Consider the following 19,047-nt stretch of genomic DNA (forward strand, 5'->3'; position numbering starts at 1 on the left):
CCGGTTTTAAAAATAGACTTTGCAAAGCGGCAACGCCTTGACGATTCGCGTTTTTTCGGATTCGGGTAACGGATTACCGTTGAGCAACAAGGTGCGCAGGTTTTGCAGCTTCCCGATTTCGATGGGCAGTCGGTCCAATTCGTTGTTGGCCAGCGAAAGCAGTTCGAGCCGTTCCAATGCGGTAACCGAATCGGGGATTTCCTTGATTTTGTTGTTGTTGAGCATCAGGATCTTGAGCTTGCCGAGCCTGCCGAGGTTTTGTGGCAGCACGCGCAGCAGGTTGAATTGCAAATCCAGCGTTTCCAGGGATTGCAGCCGTGTCCAATCGGTGTCGAATTCGTAGAATTGGTTGTAGCCCAAATTGAGCGTTTGAAGCCTTTTCAGTTGGCCGATCGATGAAGGAAGGCGGTTGAGCTGGTTGTTGTCGGCCTCTAAAATCAAGAGTTTGCGACAATCCCCGAGATTTTCCGGAAGCCGCGTCAGCGCATTGACCGACAAGTGCAAATACCGCAATCGGCGCAGGCTGGCCATCTGCTCGGGCAGTTGCGAGATGTCGTTGAGCCGCAAATCCAGACGGTCCAGATGCGACAGTTTCCCGATAGTGGCCGGAATGTATTTGAGCGCATTGCCTTGCAGGTTCAGGTCTTCGAGTTGTGCCAACCCAAACAGGCAGGCGTCGAGTTGTTCGAGGTTGTTGCCCATGAGGTTAAAGAACCTCAGGCGGCGCATCTGACCCACTTCCTGCGGTACGAAAAACTGATGGCGGTCGCGCAGGTTGAGCTGGACCACGTTTTCAGGCTGTGCCATCGCAGAAATCATGTTGTAGTGGACGGTCTCGCGCAACGGGCTGATCTGTGCAGACAAAGCCCAGGGCAGCAAAACCAAAAAAGCTGTTTTTTTCATCATAAAGGATATAAAAAAGGACCGACGAAGCCGATCCTTTTTGTTGTAAAAATTGGAGTTAGTTCGTTTTCACGATTTTATAGTTCGCCGATTGGTTGCCGACCGTCACGCGGACCAGGAAGACCTGTTGGCCAGGATTGCCCTCGATGTTGAGGCGGAGTTTTTCATTCAGGCCGGAAGCCGTCGTTTCGAGCGTGTGTGCTACCGCGCGGCCCAGCATATCGGTTACTTTCACCGCTACTTTTTCGGCTTTGTCATTGACCAGGTCAATGTTGACCACACCTTGCGTCGGGTTCGGGTAGACGCTGAGTTTGCCCTTGAGTGGCTCGGCCACGCCCAAAGCTTCTTCCACGATAATGTAATCCGATTTTTCCACCATCTGGCTGCTTCCGGCTACATTGGCAGCAGTCAGCGTTACGTTATAGGTTCCCGCCGTAGCATAGGTGACCGTCGGGTTTTGTTCGGTAGAAGTTGCCGGCGTACCGCCTTCGAACGACCAGTTCCACGATGAAGGATTGTTGGTGCTCAAATCGGCGAAAGTGACCGTTTCGCCTTCCTGTACCGTGAGGTGGTTGGCCGAAAAATCGGTTACCGGTGCCTGGATGCCCAATTCGGTTCCACGTGCAAAGACCAAGGCAGCCGAAGCGTTGAAGGTTACATCTTGAAACAACGCGTCTTTTTGCGGCTCATTGTTGCCGTTTGGATGCTGTACCGATACAAAACCGAATTTGTAATCCGGCGAGAAAGTGAGTCCCGTCGGCTCGGAACCGTTGGGCATCGAAGCGAACAATTTGATTTGCGGGACATTCTGCCTGTGCTCGGGACGGATCACCCAGATATAGTTCAAACCGCCGTCCTGGCACACCCAAAGATTGCCCTTGTCGTCGAAAGTCAGGTTGTCGTTCCCATCGGCCCAAGGTTCGCTTACCGTACCATTGGCCGTCGTGATCGGGTAGGACATCCCCCCGGCATAGGTTTCGAATTCAGATACGGTCATGCCATTGTCGGCAAAACGGTAAATGCGGTTTTTGCCTTTCGAGGTGAAATAGACTTTTCCGTCCAAAACCCCAATTTCGCAGTCTTCCACACCGTTGAAATTCGTTCCGCCCAAAGTTCCGGCTACCGATGACAGGTTGTTTCTATCGGCAGGCGTCGCATTCGGCACTTGGATCCAGGTTCCCGTACTGGCGTTCGGTTCGTCATTTTGCAAACCAAGGTCGAGTTTGAGGACGTAAACATTCCCCGAAGACAGGTTGCCCGGCGTCGTCGGAACGAATTTGTAGACACAGTGTGTTCCGCCATCCTCGCCGTAATAAGCGACCGCGCCGTCATTCGAAACTGCCACATTTTCGTGGTTCATACGCCCCATCGCCCATAATTTTTCCTGTTTGCCGTTGCCGTATTCCTTGACCGTTTTGGTCGCAGGGTCGATTTCGACGAGCCAACCCAAATCCTGATAGCCATCGCTATTGGCATCGCCACCCGAAGTGTTTTCTTCGGCAGTAATAATGGTGCCCCAAGCGGTCACGCCACCCGAGCAGTTGCGGTTGGTCGACACCAGGTCGTTGTTGTAGAGGTCGACCGGCTGGGTATTTTCAACATCCCAAATTTTGGTGGTTTCATTAAAATGCATGTCGACTATTGAAACACCACCCGGGCCATTTTCGTGGTTGACCGACAGATACCCGTTGGTACTGCTGCCGTCAATCGGGATGTAACCCGTGAAATCGTGGTTGCCCGGAATGTTACCATTTCCAGTCATATAAGCGTCGCCTTCCTTGAGCAGAATCTGGAAACGGTGCGCTTCCGGAATAATCATCTTTGGCGTTTGCCCCGTCGGTTGGATCGAAGTGAAGCACGAAATATGGTCATCGGCGCAATCGTAGTTGAGGTGTTGCGCATTGTCGATGGCCATGTCGAAACGGATGTCCGAACTTTGTCCGTCGCGGTTGTGGATTTCCACGGCCACACGGTTGACGCCTTGTGCGAAAGCGGTCTTCGGGACAAAATAGGAGAAGTAACGGTTTTCATCGGCGGCATCGACAATCGAAGCCGAGTGCGTCAGGTAAGTGATTTCGCCCGCAGGCATGTTGTCGCGGAATACTTCCACGCCGTTCACATACACCACAGCGCCGTCATCGCGCTTGAGACGGAATTCGACCATATCGGCCAATTGCGCCAAATCGATTTCAACATCGCGGAAGAAATAATACGTGATGTATTTGTCGGCCGAATTCGGTCCGAAAGAAATAATGGTGTTCACCGAGTCGCCATAACCCAGCGGCGCCTTGCCCGAAAGCCAGGTGTTGTTGGAACCTAAAATCGTTTTCCAGTCGGTTGCGCCTTGGTCAGAGCCGTTGTCGAGGTAATTCCAATGCGAATCTTTGGCCAACGGATAAGTCACCGGTGCCAAGGTTTGGGCTTTCGCTGCGCCCAGGGCCAACAGGGCCGAAAGGCAGAGTAATTGCTTTTTCATGTTAGTTGTGTTTTAAAATTTGATGCAAAATTATCCGCTGGGATACGCCGTTTGCTTAACGGTAAATTATGCTTGGATTACCAAAAAGTTGCGGCTGGTTTTTTCGGGAAGTTACAGTTGGAAGGGGCTTTTACGCAGGATTAACCGCCTTGAAACGATTGCTTAATATTGGGCGGTCATTCGTCGATTGATGGTTTATCGACGATTGGCAATCGGCTTAACGTTGGTTTTACATTCAAGATAAAAGTTAAGTCAGGTTTAATTTTTGGAAGTATAAAACGATTCTAAATAAAAAAGCCCCGTGAATTGGGGCTTTTGCGATTGAATTTATTTTTGTTCGGGTACATCGTCTAGGGCACGGATAAAAGCGATCAGTTCTTTCTTTTCCTGGTCGGTCAGGTTCAGTTTGTCTGGCGGCAGGGTTTGGTTGGTTACCGAGAGCCCGCGCCCCTGGCCACCGCCTTCGTTGTAAAAATCGATGACTTTTTCTAAGGTTTGGTAGGCGCCGTTGTGAAAGTAAGGCGCCGTCTTTCCCGCATTCCTGAGCGTAGTGGTTTTGAACGACTGGGCATAAATCCAAGCTTTTTCGGAGTTGACCTGGTTCCCGATGCGTCCTGGGTCGGTGTCGAGCTCTGGATGGTCCGGCTTCGAAAATACGCCCAAAATCTCACTCTCATTTTCACTGTATAGAGGCGGAACGAGTCCCGAAAATGTTGGTGTAAAATGACAGGTCGCACAATTGGCCTTGCCCGCAAACAGGTTGAACCCATTCTTGACTTCTTGCGGAAGCGACTCGGTTTCCCGGCGCACATACCGGTCGAATGGGCTGTTGAACGAACGCAACGAAAGCACATAAGAGGCCAACGCTTTCGAGAAAGCCTCGCGCGTGATCGTTTTCTTGCCGAAAGCCTTTTGGAAACCGGCCACATATTTCGGGTTGGCCGATAATCTTTGAAGGATCGAAGCATAAGCCGTGTTGAATTCCTCGGGGCTGAAAATAACATGTTCGGCCTGCTGCTCGAGCGAAAAGGCGCGCAAGTCATAAAAATAGCGGTCGGCGTACACGGCATTGATCAAAGTCGGGGCATTGCGCAGCAAGGTTTTTCCGGGCAGATTGCTTTGCGACTTCGGGCTTGCATCGGCGAACGCCTTCTCGGGCGCATGGCAACTGGCGCAGCTCATGCCGCCTTGTCCGCTCACGATCGGGTCATAAAACAATTGCTTGCCCAATTCGCGCAGTGCTGCATGGTCTTCTTCGGGTTGGAGTTCGGTGAAATAATACGGATTCAGGAAGTCATCCGAAAAAACCGACCGGCTTTTGCTGTTCCAGGCCGAAGTGTATTGCAATGCTTCACTGGCCGACGCGTCGAGTTTGCCCAATTCGGCATACAACGGATCGATGTGGTTGCGCAAGAAAGCCAAACGGTCAAAATTCTCGAAAGTATCGGTTCCCGAAACCGCTCCGATGGCCCCGTCGAACAATCCGAACAAACGTACATTTTGTTGCGTATTGAAATTTTCGGCGGCGTACGACCGCATGCCTTCGAGCGCCACCTTAGCTTCCTCGAGCACATTGAGCGAACCCGGTGTGTCGAAGCCAGTCACACCGAGCGTGAAAATCCGTACCAGTTCGAGCCGCAACGCCTCGGTTCCGGGTTTGGCCGAAGTCCTATTCTGCTGGTAACCCAAATAGAGCGAACGGTAATGGTTGAGTAGTTTTTTGGAAAGCGCATCGATGGTCGCTTTTTCTTCGGACGGGTTTTCCGAAAAAGCCAATTCGTCGAGTACTTGCAAACCTTCGGGTTCGATGACAACGGGCTGGTTGGTTTCGCGTTCCAGGTGCAGCAACGGTGCACCGTTGAAATGTTCGGTGGTGAATTCCGGGTATTGGAAGGCGAGGAAAAATTCGACTTTCTTAAAAGCCAAACGCGTGCGCCGCACGGCCGACTGGATCGAATCAGGCGGAAGTTTTCCGGCATGGAAAGCCGAGGCTGTTTTTTCGAGTGCGGTAATGTGTTGGTCGAGCGATAGGAGTTGGCGGTCGATGAAAACCGATTTGTCTTCGGTAGGTTTGGAAGCCAGGGAAAATACAAGCGCGGCACCGATTCCGAAGGCCGGTGCGATCATTCTTTTTAGAGTTGGAGTCATGGTAAAAAAATAAACCGCAAACCTATCACTGCTGAAAAAGCTGAAGTTTACCGCGCGATTAAGAAATCGTTAAATGCATTTGGAAGCGCATTTTGGCGTTTGCAGCACATTATGCGTTATCTTTGCCAAAAAAATAAGCATGCACAAAGCAGGATTCGTCAATATCATCGGAAACCCCAATGTCGGAAAATCAACCCTTATGAACGCCTTTGTCGGCGAACGTTTGTCGATCATTACCTCGAAAGCGCAAACGACGCGTCACCGCATTCTGGGCATCGTCAATGGCGAGGATTTTCAGGCCGTATTGTCGGATACGCCCGGGATTATCAAGCCCGCCTACGAAATGCAGGAATCGATGATGAACTTCGTCAAATCGGCATTCGAAGACGCCGACGTTTTGATTTACATGGTCGAAATCGGGGAGCAGGCGCTCAAGGATGAGGACTTCTTCAAGAAAATCATCCACGCCAAGATTCCGGTGCTGCTGCTGCTCAACAAAATCGACAATTCCAATCAGGAACAGCTCGAACAGCAGGTGCAATTCTGGAAAGAAAAAGTACCGAATGCCGAGATTTTCCCGATTTCCGCACTCCAAAACTTCAACGTGCCTGAAGTTTTCGCAAGAATCATCGAATTGCTTCCGGCTTCACCGCCCTTCTATCCGAAAGACCAACTGACCGATAAACCCGAGCGCTTTTTCGTCAACGAGACCATTCGCGAGAAAATCCTGCTCCACTACAACAAGGAAATCCCGTATGCCGTTGAGGTCGAGACCGAGGAATTCCTCGAGGACGACAACATCATCCGCATCCGCGCCGTGATCATGGTCGAGCGCGATACGCAGAAAGGCATCATCATTGGGCACAAAGGCACGGCATTGAAGAAAGTCGGTGTCGAATCGCGCGCCGATCTCGAGAAGTTCTTCGGCAAGCAAATCCATATTGAGTTGTACGTCAAGGTCAACAAAAACTGGCGCAGCAACGAACGCCAATTGCGCCGTTTCGGTTACAACCAGAATTAGAACGTAAAAAGTTAGCCACGAATGCACGAATTATAGTTTTAAAATTCGTTCATTCGTGGCTTTTTATTATTTTTTGGCGTGCCCCTGCGGGTCGGGCTTTACGCGGTGCGCGGCACCTTGCTGCAATCCCTCACGCGAACCCCGTTACGCCGCAATTCCGTCTACAAAATCGCGCAAGTCCGCAATCTGCTGTTTGCCTTTGCGGCGGTAACGCTCCGAGGCGAGGTACATCGCAAACCACACGCTGACCATACCGAACATCACAAACAATTGGGTGTTAAAGTTGTAATCGAGCCGGTATTTGAGGTAGGCGATGATCCCTGAGAGCGCAAAAATCCCGATGCTCGACAATTTCACTCCAAGGAATACGAGCCACAACAGCGGATTCTCACCGAATTTCCCCTTGATTCGCGTTTCATTCTCCGACTTGACCAAACGCAGGTGCAGCATCGGGGACCAGTATTGTTTTTTCTCGGGTTCGATTTCCACCCAAATGTGGTCGCCGTTGCTCCGGATCTGGTAGTCGGACTGGTTGGCATCGGCCTGACGGATCGCGGCCTTGATTTGTTCGGTGGTTTTGGGAGTCGATTTTTCAAACGTCGGTTGGAATTTTTTCTCGGTCTTCATGGGTCGGCTTTTTGGTTTATTCCAAAACGAAATCGGTATCTGTAATATTTGTTAAAGAAGGTTAAAGAAATTTTAAAGTCTGTAAAGCCTTGTAAATACTGGGATTGAAAAAAATATTTCAAAAAAATGAAAACAAAACTGTAACGGAAAATATATCGCGGCGTCTACTGCTCCAACAAAATAATCATCACCCGAGGCGTAGCCGAATCGTTCGGAGCGCAGCGGAGAAAATCACCCAAAGCACATTTCGGTGCGCGGCGGGACAAAATCATCAATCAATCATGCAAAAATCAAGAATTTCTTGCTGGGCTTTCTTTGCCCTTTCCCTAAGTATTGTTTCTTGTTCTGACGACGATGCGGCCTTGGATCCGGTCGTGATCGGCAATCCGTGCAACAAGGTCGAAGTCACCAACGACATTACCCAACCGACTACCTGGAAGTCCGGAAACGTTTACGTCATCCGCGAAGACTTAGTCGTCGAAAGCGAACTGACCATCGAACCCGGCGTCATCATCAAAACCGATGAGGCGCGCATCATGACCACAGGCAACGGGCGCATCAATGCACAAGGTACGGCCAACAGCCACATCATTTTTACCTCGATCGCCGACGACAGTTGCTGTGGCGATACCAATGGCGACGCGATGGGTTCGACCGCACAAAAAGGCGATTGGACCGGGATTTACCTCAATGGCGGCGCGAACCACCTGTTCAAATACTGTGATATTTTGTATGCCGGAAGAAACCGCGGCGGCTATTATACGGCCGTGCAGGTTTCGGTAGCCGGAAATGTTTTCGAGTTCGACCATTGTACCATCGCGCATACGGCCAGCGGAAACACGGCCAGCGCTTACGCCTTCTACGGCAGTTACCATATGCAGGACAATACCGTTTCGCGTTTCACGAACAATGTGCTCTACGACAACGACCGCCCATTGTACATGGATTGCAATTACACCTTGAGCACGACCAATGTGTTCCACAACCCGGCCGATGCGGCGCAGAAAAACAAACGCAACGGCATCTACCTGTTTGACAGCGCCAAAAGCAATTGGGTGACCAATTGGGATGTGACCGAAGTGCCTTATGTGGTCAATGATTTCAACCAAGGCGCGCTCAACAATACCTTGAACATCAATGCCAATGTGGTGGTCAAATTTTCGCATGCGATTGCGGGGATTTCGTTCCAGGCGAACCGTCCCGTGAATTTGTACGGAACGGCGGTGCTGACGTCTTACAAAGACGATACCCATGGCGGTGATACCAATGGCGATGGCAATGCAACGGTTCCTTCGGCAGGGGATTGGGATGGTTATTTCAATACCGATCCGAACACCTATGTTTCGGCAGCCAACATCTTGTACGACAACCACTAATAAAGCGTGTTGTGAATAACAGGGATTTTATCTATGCACTGGCCTGCCTGTCATTTGCAGTGGTAATCGGTGGGGCGGTTTATGAACATTTGGCCGTGGTCCCGCGCTGGACGATGGCGCCACCGGCTTCGCTCTCGATGTTCCAGGGCGAATATGGGCTCAACCCCACGGCATTCTGGAAGCCGATCCATCCGATTACGTTGTTGCTTTTTGCCACCAGCCTGGTCTTGTCTTGGAAGTGGAAACGCAGGAAAAACATCCTCATCGCGACCATTGGCTATGTCATTGTTTTGGTGGTCACTTTCGCATTTTTCGTACCCGAATTGATTGCGTTGACCACGACGGCTTATTCGCAAACGATCGACATCGGTTTGGTCAAACGCGCAAAACTGTGGGAAATGTTGAGCCTGGTGCGACTGACGGTTTTAATCATGCTGAGTCTTGTCTTGTTTTTGGGGATGACCAAAAATGAAGAACGGCATTTGTTATAAAGAGAATTCATAAATTGAGTTAATTAGTTTTGTTTGGGTAGTTTGGGCCGGCGGTTTTCGTCCGGCCCTTACTTTTTTGATTGCATTTGGCTCTTTAAAAAAAGAAACTTACCGCATGCACTTTGGAACTCTGCAACTTAAAAACTACCTTTGCGCACTCGAGGCCATTAGGCCGAACTGTTACGGAGTAAATATTTCAAAACACTATGAACAACATTGTCGCCATTGTAGGAAGGCCAAATGTAGGAAAATCAACCTTGTTTAACCGGTTGATCCAAAGAAGGGAAGCGATTGTCGATTCGGTTTCGGGCGTGACGCGCGACCGAAATTATGGAAAGAGCGAATGGAACGGGAAGGAGTTTTCGGTAATCGACACCGGCGGTTATGTGCGTGGCTCAGACGACGTTTTCGAAGGTGAAATCCGCAAGCAGGTCGAGCTCGCAATCGATGAGGCCGACGTGATTATTTTTGTTGTCGATGTCGAGGAAGGCATCACGCCGATGGACGATGCCGTGGCCAAATTGCTGCGAAAAGTGACCAAGCCGGTCTTGCTCGCCGTGAATAAAGTAGACAACGGAAATCGTGAAAAAGATGCCGTCGAATTCTACAATCTCGGGCTCGGGGACTATTACACTTTTGCAAGTATTTCGGGCAGCGGAACAGGTGAATTGCTCGATGCTTTGATCGAAGCGTTTCCTGAAAAACCCGAACCGACCAAAGAGGAAACCGAACTGCCGCGTTTTGCCGTGGTCGGTCGTCCGAATGCCGGGAAGTCAAGTTTTATCAACGCGCTCATCGGCAAGGACCGTTACATCGTGACCGATATCGCCGGAACGACGCGCGATGCGATCGATACCAAATTCGACCGTTTCGGTTTCGAATTTAATTTGGTTGATACCGCTGGAATCCGCAGAAAAGCCAAGGTCAAGGAAGACCTCGAATTTTATTCGGTGATGCGATCGGTGCGTGCCATTGAGCATGCCGACATCTGTATCCTGATCATCGATGCGACACGTGGTTTCGAAGGGCAGGACCAGAGTATTTTCTGGCTCGCCGAAAAGAACCGCAAGGGCTTGATCATCTTGGTCAACAAATGGGATCTGGTCGAGAAAGACACGATGTCGACGCGCGATTACGAGGCCAAGATCCGCAAGGAAATCGAACCGTTCACCGATGTGCCGATTTTGTTCGTATCGGCGCACACCAAACAGCGTTTGCTCAAGGCGCTCGAGGCATCGGTACAAGTATATGAAAACCGAAAGCAGAGAATTCCGACTTCCAAATTCAATGATTACATGCTCAAGGTGATCGAAGGCCATCCGCCGCCGGCACTCAAAGGGAAATACATCAAAATCAAGTATTGCATGCAGTTGCCGACTCCGACGCCTCAGTTCGTGTTTTTCGCCAACTTGCCGCAGTATGTCAAGGAACCGTACAAGCGCTTTCTCGAAAACAAGATTCGCGAGAATTGGGATTTTTCGGGCGTACCGATTGATATTTACATCAGGGAAAAATAAACTTTTGTAAGTTTATGTTTTAAAATAGAAGTATGCTGTTCAATACGGTCTCTTTTGCGGTTTTCCTGCCCATAGTCCTTGTGCTGTATTGGTTCGTTACACCAAAAAAACTCGCCTGGCAGAATTTTTTGCTGCTCGTGTCGAGTTATTTTTTTTATGCGTGTTGGGATTGGCGTTTCCTGTTTTTGCTCGTCTTTTCGACCGCGCTCGATTATTGCACCGGTATCATGATTGCCGATGCCGGAAGCCGGAAACGCAAAAGGTTCTGGCTGACACTAAGCATTGTCATCAATCTCGGATTTCTCGGCATTTTCAAATACTATAATTTCTTTGTCGAGTCGTTTGCCGATGGGCTTTCGCTGCTGGGAATCCAAAGCAGTTTCACGACCTTGAATATCATCCTTCCTGTCGGGATTTCGTTCTATACCTTCCATGGGATTTCGTATATCGTGGACATTTTCCGCGACCGCGTCAAACCCGAACGCAACTTCGTCAATTATTCGGTCTTCGTGAGTTTTTTCCCGTTGCTCGTGGCCGGGCCGATTGAACGCGCGACGCATTTGTTGCCTCAGATCCGAACCAAGCGCGTGTTTAGTTCGGTGCAATTCAACGACGGACTTCGGCAAATCCTGTGGGGTTTGTTTAAAAAGGTCGTTATTGCCGACAATTGCGGGGTTTTCGTAGACCAGATTTTCAACGATTCTGCACACCAGTCGGGCAGTACGCTCGTTTTTGGGGCCATTATGTTTTCGTTCCAATTGTACGGCGATTTTTCGGGTTATACCGATATCGCGCTCGGGACGGCACGACTGATGGGCATCGAACTGTTGCGCAATTTCGCCTTTCCGTATTTTGCGCGCGACATCGCCGAATTCTGGCGGCGCTGGCACATTTCACTCACGACCTGGTTCAAGGATTATGTCTACATTCCACTGGGCGGATCGAAAGTGTCGCGTGGCAAGCAAATCCGCAATACCTTCATCATTTTCCTGCTCAGCGGATTTTGGCACGGCGCAAGTTGGAAATTCCTGTGCTGGGCGCTCATCAATGCGTGTTATTTCCTGCCGCTTTTGCTCAGCGAACAGCACCGGAAACACATGGAAATTGTGGCCTACGACCGCGTTTGGCCCAATTTGAAGGAAGTGTGGCAGATGGTCGCGACCTTCATGCTCACGGTTTTTTCGCGGATCTTTTTTCGCGCCGACGATGTAGGGCATGCATTTTCCTTTATCAAAGGCATTTTCAATGAATCTTTGTTTACGTTTCCGACGGTTTTCCCAGTAGCGATTTTGTTGTTGATCGCGGCTTTTATGATCGTGGAATGGTTTGGCAGAAGAAATGCCTACGCGATTGCCGATTTGTTCCAGACCAAACCGGTTGTCCTGCGCTGGGGCTTTTATTACCTGGTTGTTTTCGCGATTTTCTATTACAGCAACAGCGGTCAGCAATTTATTTATTTCCAGTTTTAAGATGAAAAAAACACCGATACGGCTTTTGGTTTTCCTGTTCCCGATCCTTTTGGTTTGGGGTGCCGTGGAGTTTTTTTACCGCTCGGTTCCGAACAATTACACGCTCAAATACGATTACATGGAACGGCATGCCAGTGAAGTCGAAGTATTGCTGCTCGGGAATTCGCACAGTTTGTTCGGGCTCAATCCGGATTATTTTTCGAAGAAGGCATTCAACCTGGCCAACATCAGCCAGACGATTTATTTTGATCAACTGTTGTTCAACCGGTACATTGACAAGATGGATCACCTCAAACAGGTGGTTTTTTGCATCGAATACAGCAGCCTGAGCCATAAGGATGATACGCATGAAGACACGTTCCGCAAGTATTATTACGAGAATTACATGCAGCTCGACGTGCCGACCGTTTCGGCTTGGGATCCCAAAAAATACAGCCTGGCCTTTACGCGCAACCTCAAGCAAACCTGGGACATTTACCAGGTATACCGCATCCGCGGTTCGGTCTTGGATGCCAAGGAAAACGGTTGGGGATTCACCACTTTGAAAGAACTCAGTATTGCACCGGCGAAAGATGCGGAGGAAAAAGCGGAAATCCACGAAGATGGGTCGCTTGATTTTGCGGTCAACTTGGCCCGAATCGAAGCAATGATCGAGCAATGCAAACAAAGAAACATCGAAGTCGTCATAGTTTCCATGCCGCAATCACGGGTTTATACCAGTTTGCTCAATCCAAAAAAACTGGCTTTGATTTTCGATACCTGTGAGCAGCTCGCTGCCGAGCACGACCATGTGCGTTACCTCAATTTGTTTTCGGACCGTCGTTTCCGCGATGAAGATTTCTTCGATTCGGATCACTTGAACGACGAAGCGGCTGGGAAATGTTTGAAGATGGTCAATGCGTTTCTTCAGGAAAAATAAGCAAAAGCAAAAGCCACAAATTATAATCTTAAAATTCATGAATTGCTTCGCCAGTCGCCAGCTCGTGCCGTGGCCAATATATTTTGGGAATGGAAATAATTCTACCAGCTTCCGCTCGAACCGCCGCCGCTGAATCCGCCACCGCCAAATCCGCCACCGAAACCGCCGCCTCCACCACCGCTGAAACCGCCGCCCGAAGAACCGCCGCCAAATCCGCCGCGTCCGAGGCTGCTCAGGATGATCATGTCGGCCAGGTCAAACCCGCCGCCACGGTTTCCGGAACCGCCACCGCCGCCGCGTTTGCGCGTGATGATGGCTAAAATGATGATGAAGATAATGACGAAAACAATGACAGGAATGCCGCCGCCATGGTCTTGCTGCCGGGTGCCTTTGTATTTGCCTTTGAAAACATCGAAAAGCGCATCGGCTCCTTTGTCGAGACCGTTGTAATAGCTGCCCGCTTTGAACTCTGGAGTAATGATGTTGCGGATGATTTCGCCGCCTTGTCCAGCCGTGAGTCGGTCTTCAAGCCCGTAACCCGGTGCGATGGCAATCTTGCGTTCGTTTTTGGCCACCAGAATAATGACACCGTTGTCCTTGTCCTTTTGTCCGAATCCCCAGGCGTGTCCCCATTTGGTCGCCAGATTCAAGACTTCTTCATTCTTGAGCGATTCGATCGTGATGACCACCATTTGGGTCGAGGTCGAATCGGAATAACGGATGAGTTTCTGCTCGAGCTGTGACTTTTCGGATGGATTCAACAGGTTGGCATAATCATAGACTGAAGTCTGAAACGAAGGTTTTTCGGGAATGTCGAATTGCGCCCAACCCAGTTGCACCAACAGTAAACAAACGACAACCGCCGTTTTTTTATAAATGTTTTGGAATGCCCTCATCAGCCTTTGGAGATTTCGTTGGACAATTCGTCGGTGTCGCCGTGTTCCCAAGGGAAATAGTGTTGCAGTTTTTCACCGGCGCGCGTGATGCCGTTGATCAATCCCTGTTTGAAATTACCGATTTTGAATTGCTCCTGCATCGCATCGCGCGTGCAATCCCAGAAATCATTCGGTACGACAGCGTCGATGCCTTTGTCGCCACAGATGACAAACGAATGGTCATCGACGGCCAGGTAAATGAGCACGCCGTTCTGCAATTTGGTGTTGTCCATTTTGAGTAAATGAAAAACTTCCATCGCGCGGTCGAACGCGGCAATGGAAGTCGTTTTTTCAATGTGTACGCGGATTTCACCGGAAGTGTTCTGCTCGGCCAAACGGATGGCCTCGACCACTTCCTGCTCCTCGGCTGCGGTTAAAAAATCCTCGACTTTAGACATTTCGATTAGAATTTAACTTCGACCGGTTTGTCGGCGCCAGCCACCGCTTCGAAGAATGCTTTTTTCTGGAATCCGAACATGCCCGCGAAAATAGAATTCGGGAAGGTTCCGATGTGGATGTTGTAAGGTTTAACCGCCTCGTTGAAACGGGTACGCGCCGTAAGGATCTGGTTTTCGGTGCTCGCCAATTCGTCCTGCAATTTGAGGAAACTCTGGTCGGCCTTGATGTTTGGATATTGCTCCACGCTGACCAACAATCGCGAAAGGGACGAAGAAACGCCGCTTTGTGCTGCATTGAACGCTGCCAATTGCTCGGCCGTGATGTTCGATGGGTCTACGGTCACTTGTGTCGCTTTGGCACGGGCTTCGATGACCGCGGTCAAGGTTGACTTTTCGTGCTCGGCATAGCCTTTTACGGTATTGACGAGGTTTCCGATTAGGTCATTCCTTCTTTGGTAAGACGTCTGTACGTTACCCCAAGATTCTTCGATATTGGCATTCAGTTGAACGGCGGTGTTGTTGATTCCCTTGATCCAAAAGAACAGGATCAATACGACTCCACCAATGATAATCCAAGGCAAAAATTTTCTCATGATTGTTTGTTTTAAATTGATTATTTGACGGCACGGCTTAGCATAAAGCGTACCAAATTTACAGTTCGTTCTTAATATCGGTCAGTTGCGCCTTGATCGACTCTAGTTTGCTGATGATCTCGAATTTGTCGAGCGTTTTTTTCTGGCCTTCCTTCAAATGCGTCTTGGCGCCCTCGAGCGTAAACCCGCGTTCCTTGACCAGGTGGTAAATGAGTTGCAGGTTCTTGACGTCCTCGGGCGTGAACATGCGGTTGCCCTTGGCATTCTTCTTGGGTTTGAGGATGTCGAATTCCTTGTCCCAAAAGCGAATGAGCGAAGCATTAACATTGAAGGCCTTGGCGATTTCGCCTATGCTGAAATATCTTTTGTCTGGTGATAAATTGATGTGCATCAGTCGAGTGATTGATTTTCCTGGTTAGCTAATTTAGAAATAACGACGTATTCTGCCGCCGAAATATTGCCGTAATAAAAATTCAAGGGGTTTACGACTTCCCCGTTTTTGTGCACTTCGTAATGCAAATGTGGCGCTTCGGATCTTCCGGTCGAGCCGACATAACCGATGATGTCGCCGCGTTTGACGCGCTGCCCGGCGCGCACCTTGTACTTACTCAAATGTCCGTACAACGTTTCATATCCAAAACCATGACGGATGACAATGTGGTTGCCGTAACCGGATGCCGTATTGTCAGCCCGTGCCACGACACCGTCACCCGAAGCAAAGATAGGTGTTCCGGTTTTGGCAGAAAAATCCATCCCGGCGTGGAACTTCCGCGCTTTGGTAAATGGATCGGTGCGGTAGCCAAAACCCGAGGCCACGGCGCGTAAATTTTCATTGCGAACGGGTTGTATGGCTGGAATCGCTGCAAGCAATTTGTCTTTTTCCTTGGCCAATTTCAAGATTTCATCGAGCGATTTCGATTGGATGACCAATTCTTTTGAAATCACGTCGACGCGTTTGGAGGTATTGATGACGAGTTCCGAATTGTCATAACCTTCGAGTTCCTTGTACCGGTTGATGCCACCAAATCCGGCTTTGCGTTGTTCCATTGGAATGGGAGAAGTGTTGAAATAGACGCGGTACAGATTGTTGTCGCGCTCCTCGATGCTGGCCAAGACTTCATCGATCTGGTCCATTTTCTTGTTCAAAATCGCGTAACGCAGTTTGAAATTTTCGATTTCACGCGCCTGCAAACGGTCTTTCGGCGTCTCGAAAAAAGGCGTGTTCAATAAAACCACGAACGCCAAAACGCCAAACAAGGCCGAAGCCGTCAGGAACAAAGCCACATACGCAAATTTTGTACGCTTTTTTACCTTGATTTTCCGGTACGCGAGATTTTCGGGATCGTAATAGTATTTTACTTTCTTCATTATGTTTAAAATCCTATTTTTGCACGTGAAAAAGCAGGAGGTGAACAAATTTACCAAAAAGTTTTTACAAAAGGTTGAATCGTTGATTTGTTTAATCGTTTAATCGATGGCAACGGTTCAACGATTCGACGGTTACACGATTAAACCAAAACAATGAAATCACAAGACATTAGAAAACAGTTTCTCGATTTTTTCCAAAGCAAAGGCCATTTGATCGTTCCTTCGGCGCCGATCGTGCTCAAAGACGATCCGACGCTGATGTTCAACAACTCAGGAATGGCTCAGTTCAAGGAGTTTTTCCTCGGCAACGGTACGCCCAAATCAAAGCGCATCGCCGATACGCAAAAGTGTTTGCGCGTTTCAGGAAAGCACAACGATTTGGAGGAAGTCGGTATCGATACTTACCACCACACCATGTTCGAAATGCTCGGAAACTGGAGCTTTGGCGATTACTTCAAGAAAGAAGCGATCCACTGGGCTTGGGAATTGTTGACCGAAGTTTACAAAATCGACAAGGACATTCTGTATGTGACCGTTTTCGAAGGTTCGGAAGAAGAAAACGTACCGTTCGACCAGGAAGCTTACGACATCTGGAAAACCTTGATTGCCGAAGACAGAATCCTGCTCGGCAATAAGAAAGACAACTTCTGGGAAATGGGCGACCAAGGACCGTGCGGGCCGTGTTCGGAAATCCACGTGGACATCCGTTCGGCTGAGGAGAAAGCCAAAACACCGGGCAAGGAATTGGTCAACGCCGATCATCCGCATGTCGTCGAAATCTGGAACAACGTCTTCATGGAATTCAACCGCAAAGCCGATGGTTCGCTCGAAAAATTGCCCGCGCAGCACGTCGATACCGGAATGGGATTCGAGCGTTTGTGCATGGTGCTGCAAGGCGTACAGTCGAATTACGATACCGATGTCTTTACGCCGCTGATCCAAAGAATCGAGGCCGTTACCGGCGCGAAATACACCATGAAAGCTTCGAACGAGGCCGAAGAAAAAATCAATATTGCGATCCGCGTCATCGCCGATCACGTGCGTGCAGTGGCATTCGCGATCGCCGACGGACAATTGCCGTCGAACACGGGTGCCGGTTACGTCATTCGCAGGATTTTGCGTCGTGCGATCCGTTACGGATTTACGTTCCTCAATACGAAAGAAGCGTTCATCTACCAATTGGTGGAAACATTGGCTTCGCAAATGGGCGTGGCATTCCCCGAAATCGTCGCGCAGAAAAACCTTGTGATGAACGTCATCCGCGAAGAAGAACAATCGTTTTTGCGTACGCTCGACCAAGGCTTGCAATTGCTCGACAACGTGATTTCGGAAACCAAAGGCGAAGAAGTGGCAGGCGAAAAAGCGTTTGAACTCTACGATACATTCGGGTTTCCAAAAGATTTGACCGCCTTGATCCTCAAGGAAAAAAACATGTCATATAACGAAGCCGATTTCGACAAAGCGATGTTTGCGCAGAAAACCAGATCGCGTGCCGCATCCGAAGTATCGACCGACGACTGGACGATTCTGGTGGATGGCAATGTCGAGACTTTTGTCGGCTATGACCAACTCGAAAACGAAGTCAAAATTACGCGATACAGAAAAGTCGATTCTAAAAAAGACGGCATGATGTACCAAATCGTACTCGACAATACGCCATTCTACCCCGAAGGCGGCGGTCAGGTAGGCGATAAGGGAACACTGTCGAATTCGAACGAGTCGATCGATATCATCGACACCAAAAAAGAAAACAACCTCATTTTGCACTTCGCCAAGCAATTGCCCGAGAATGTCAATGGGACTTTTGTGGGTAAAGTCAACCGCGATTTGCGCGACCATACGGCGAGCAACCATTCGGCGACGCACTTGCTGCACCAGGCGTTGCGCGCGATTTTGGGCACGCATGTCGAGCAGAAAGGCTCGCTCGTGAATCCGAATTACCTGCGTTTCGACTTCTCGCATTTCGCCAAAGTCAGCGATGCCGAATTGAAACAGGTAGAAGATTTCGTCAACGAACGCATCCAGGAACATTTGCCGCTCGTCGAAAGACGCAGCATTCCATTTGCGCAGGCGATCGAGGAAGGCGCGATGGCATTGTTCGGCGAGAAATACGGCGACAATGTACGCGCGATTAAATTCGGCGACAGCATGGAATTGTGCGGTGGCATCCACGTACCGAACACGGCCGAGATCTGGCATTTCAAGATTGTCAGCGAAGGTGCGGTGGCAGCGGGAATCCGTCGTATAGAAGCGATCACCAATGATGCGGTAAAGGACTATTTCGCGGCACAGGAAAAGGCTCTCGACGAAATCAAATCGGCGCTCAAAAATCCGCAGGATACTTTGAAGGCGGTCGTTTCGTTGCAGGAAGAAAACGCCAAACTGGCCAAGCAGATCGAGGCTTTGATGAAGGACAAGGTAAAAAACATGAAAGCCGGATTGGTGTCGGAACTTAAAGAAGTCAACGGTGTGAAATTCCTCGCCAAACAAATCGATTTGAATCCCGAAGGCGCGAAGGATTTGGCCTATGAAATCGGCAGCACCGGACAAAATATCTTCCTTTTGCTGGCCACGGCCGAAGAAGGCAAACCGATGCTGACTTGCTATATTTCGAAAGAACTCGTTGCCGAAAAGAACCTCAATGCCGGACAGGTCGTCCGTGAACTCGGCAAATACATCCAGGGCGGCGGCGGCGGACAACCGTTCTTTGCGACGGCCGGCGGGAAAAACCCGGACGGAATCGCCGAAGCACTCGAAAAAGCCATCGGTTTTATCCAATAATACCAAGCCCGGACAATCATCCGGG

General features: G+C 49.6%; 16 protein-coding genes. 7 read left to right on the forward strand and 9 right to left on the reverse strand.

Annotated elements, in window-relative coordinates; all coding sequences use genetic code 11:
* Positions 1-6 precede the first annotated feature (6 nt).
* The 3 genes from QM717_RS03600 to QM717_RS03610 all read right to left on the reverse strand — a co-directional run bounded on the left by QM717_RS03600 (position 7) and on the right by QM717_RS03610 (position 5,527).
* Positions 7-903: a leucine-rich repeat domain-containing protein gene (locus QM717_RS03600; RefSeq protein ID WP_415034942.1), complete on the reverse strand. Its 897-nt coding sequence runs from the start codon at positions 901-903 to the stop codon at positions 7-9.
* A 58-nt stretch (positions 904-961) separates the two neighbouring features.
* A complete protein-coding gene (locus tag QM717_RS03605) occupies positions 962-3,379 on the reverse strand; it encodes an alkaline phosphatase PhoX (protein WP_415034944.1) in 2,418 nt (805 codons plus the stop codon).
* 327 nt (positions 3,380-3,706) lie between these two features.
* A complete protein-coding gene (locus QM717_RS03610) occupies positions 3,707-5,527 on the reverse strand; it encodes a cytochrome-c peroxidase (RefSeq protein ID WP_415034946.1) in 1,821 nt (606 codons plus the stop codon).
* Positions 5,528-5,666: 139 nt separating this feature from the next.
* Here QM717_RS03610 and era point away from each other — a divergent pair, with 139 nt between their 5' ends.
* Entirely contained in the window at positions 5,667-6,548 is an 882-nt protein-coding gene (gene era / locus QM717_RS03615; RefSeq protein WP_415034948.1) for a GTPase Era, read from the forward strand.
* A gap of 144 nt (positions 6,549-6,692) precedes the next feature.
* Here the strand turns inward: era and QM717_RS03620 are convergent, their stop codons facing one another.
* Positions 6,693-7,175 carry a hypothetical protein gene (locus QM717_RS03620; RefSeq protein WP_415034950.1) on the reverse strand — a complete coding sequence of 161 codons (483 nt, stop codon included), beginning with the start codon at positions 7,173-7,175 and terminating at the stop codon, positions 6,693-6,695.
* Between the two features lie 281 nt (positions 7,176-7,456).
* Here QM717_RS03620 and QM717_RS03625 point away from each other — a divergent pair, with 281 nt between their 5' ends.
* The 5 genes from QM717_RS03625 to QM717_RS03645 all read left to right on the forward strand — a co-directional run bounded on the left by QM717_RS03625 (position 7,457) and on the right by QM717_RS03645 (position 12,947).
* Entirely contained in the window at positions 7,457-8,551 is a 1,095-nt protein-coding gene (locus QM717_RS03625; protein WP_415034952.1) for a hypothetical protein, read from the forward strand.
* 11 nt (positions 8,552-8,562) lie between these two features.
* Complete coding sequence (locus QM717_RS03630; protein ID WP_415034954.1) at positions 8,563-9,042, forward strand: hypothetical protein; 480 nt, start codon at positions 8,563-8,565, stop codon at positions 9,040-9,042.
* Positions 9,043-9,248: 206 nt separating this feature from the next.
* Positions 9,249-10,559, forward strand: coding sequence for a ribosome biogenesis GTPase Der (gene der / locus QM717_RS03635; protein ID WP_415034956.1), 1,311 nt, complete (start codon positions 9,249-9,251; stop codon positions 10,557-10,559).
* Positions 10,560-10,591: 32 nt separating this feature from the next.
* Complete coding sequence (locus QM717_RS03640; protein ID WP_415034958.1) at positions 10,592-12,028, forward strand: MBOAT family O-acyltransferase; 1,437 nt, start codon at positions 10,592-10,594, stop codon at positions 12,026-12,028.
* Position 12,029: 1 nt separating this feature from the next.
* Positions 12,030-12,947 carry a hypothetical protein gene (locus QM717_RS03645; RefSeq protein WP_415034960.1) on the forward strand — a complete coding sequence of 306 codons (918 nt, stop codon included), beginning with the start codon at positions 12,030-12,032 and terminating at the stop codon, positions 12,945-12,947.
* Positions 12,948-13,048: 101 nt separating this feature from the next.
* Here QM717_RS03645 and QM717_RS03650 read toward each other — a convergent pair whose 3' ends face one another.
* From QM717_RS03650 to QM717_RS03670, 5 genes are read right to left on the reverse strand one after another with little or no spacing between them, the layout of a single operon-like run.
* Positions 13,049-13,846, reverse strand: a complete 798-nt coding sequence (locus QM717_RS03650) for a TPM domain-containing protein (protein ID WP_415035995.1) — start codon at positions 13,844-13,846, stop codon at positions 13,049-13,051.
* Entirely contained in the window at positions 13,843-14,280 is a 438-nt protein-coding gene (locus QM717_RS03655; protein ID WP_415034962.1) for a TPM domain-containing protein, read from the reverse strand. Before QM717_RS03655 ends, QM717_RS03650 begins: the two co-directional genes overlap by 4 nt.
* Positions 14,281-14,285: 5 nt before the next feature.
* Entirely contained in the window at positions 14,286-14,873 is a 588-nt protein-coding gene (locus QM717_RS03660) for a LemA family protein (RefSeq protein WP_415034964.1), read from the reverse strand.
* Positions 14,874-14,931: 58 nt separating this feature from the next.
* The gene (locus QM717_RS03665) at positions 14,932-15,264 is read right to left on the reverse strand and encodes a MerR family transcriptional regulator (RefSeq protein WP_415034966.1); all 333 of its coding nucleotides are present in this window, start codon (positions 15,262-15,264) and stop codon (positions 14,932-14,934) included.
* Positions 15,264-16,241 (reverse strand): M23 family metallopeptidase, encoded by a 978-nt coding sequence (locus QM717_RS03670; protein ID WP_415034968.1) that lies wholly within the window; start codon positions 16,239-16,241, stop codon positions 15,264-15,266. Before QM717_RS03670 ends, QM717_RS03665 begins: the two co-directional genes overlap by 1 nt.
* A 153-nt stretch (positions 16,242-16,394) precedes the next feature.
* Between QM717_RS03670 and alaS the strand changes: the two genes are divergently transcribed.
* The gene (alaS, locus tag QM717_RS03675) at positions 16,395-19,022 is read left to right on the forward strand and encodes an alanine--tRNA ligase (RefSeq protein WP_415034970.1); all 2,628 of its coding nucleotides are present in this window, start codon (positions 16,395-16,397) and stop codon (positions 19,020-19,022) included.
* Positions 19,023-19,047 lie beyond the last annotated feature (25 nt).

Source organism: Flavobacterium sp. (assembly GCF_047602195.1).
Taxonomy (GTDB): Bacteria; Bacteroidota; Bacteroidia; order Flavobacteriales; family Flavobacteriaceae; genus Flavobacterium.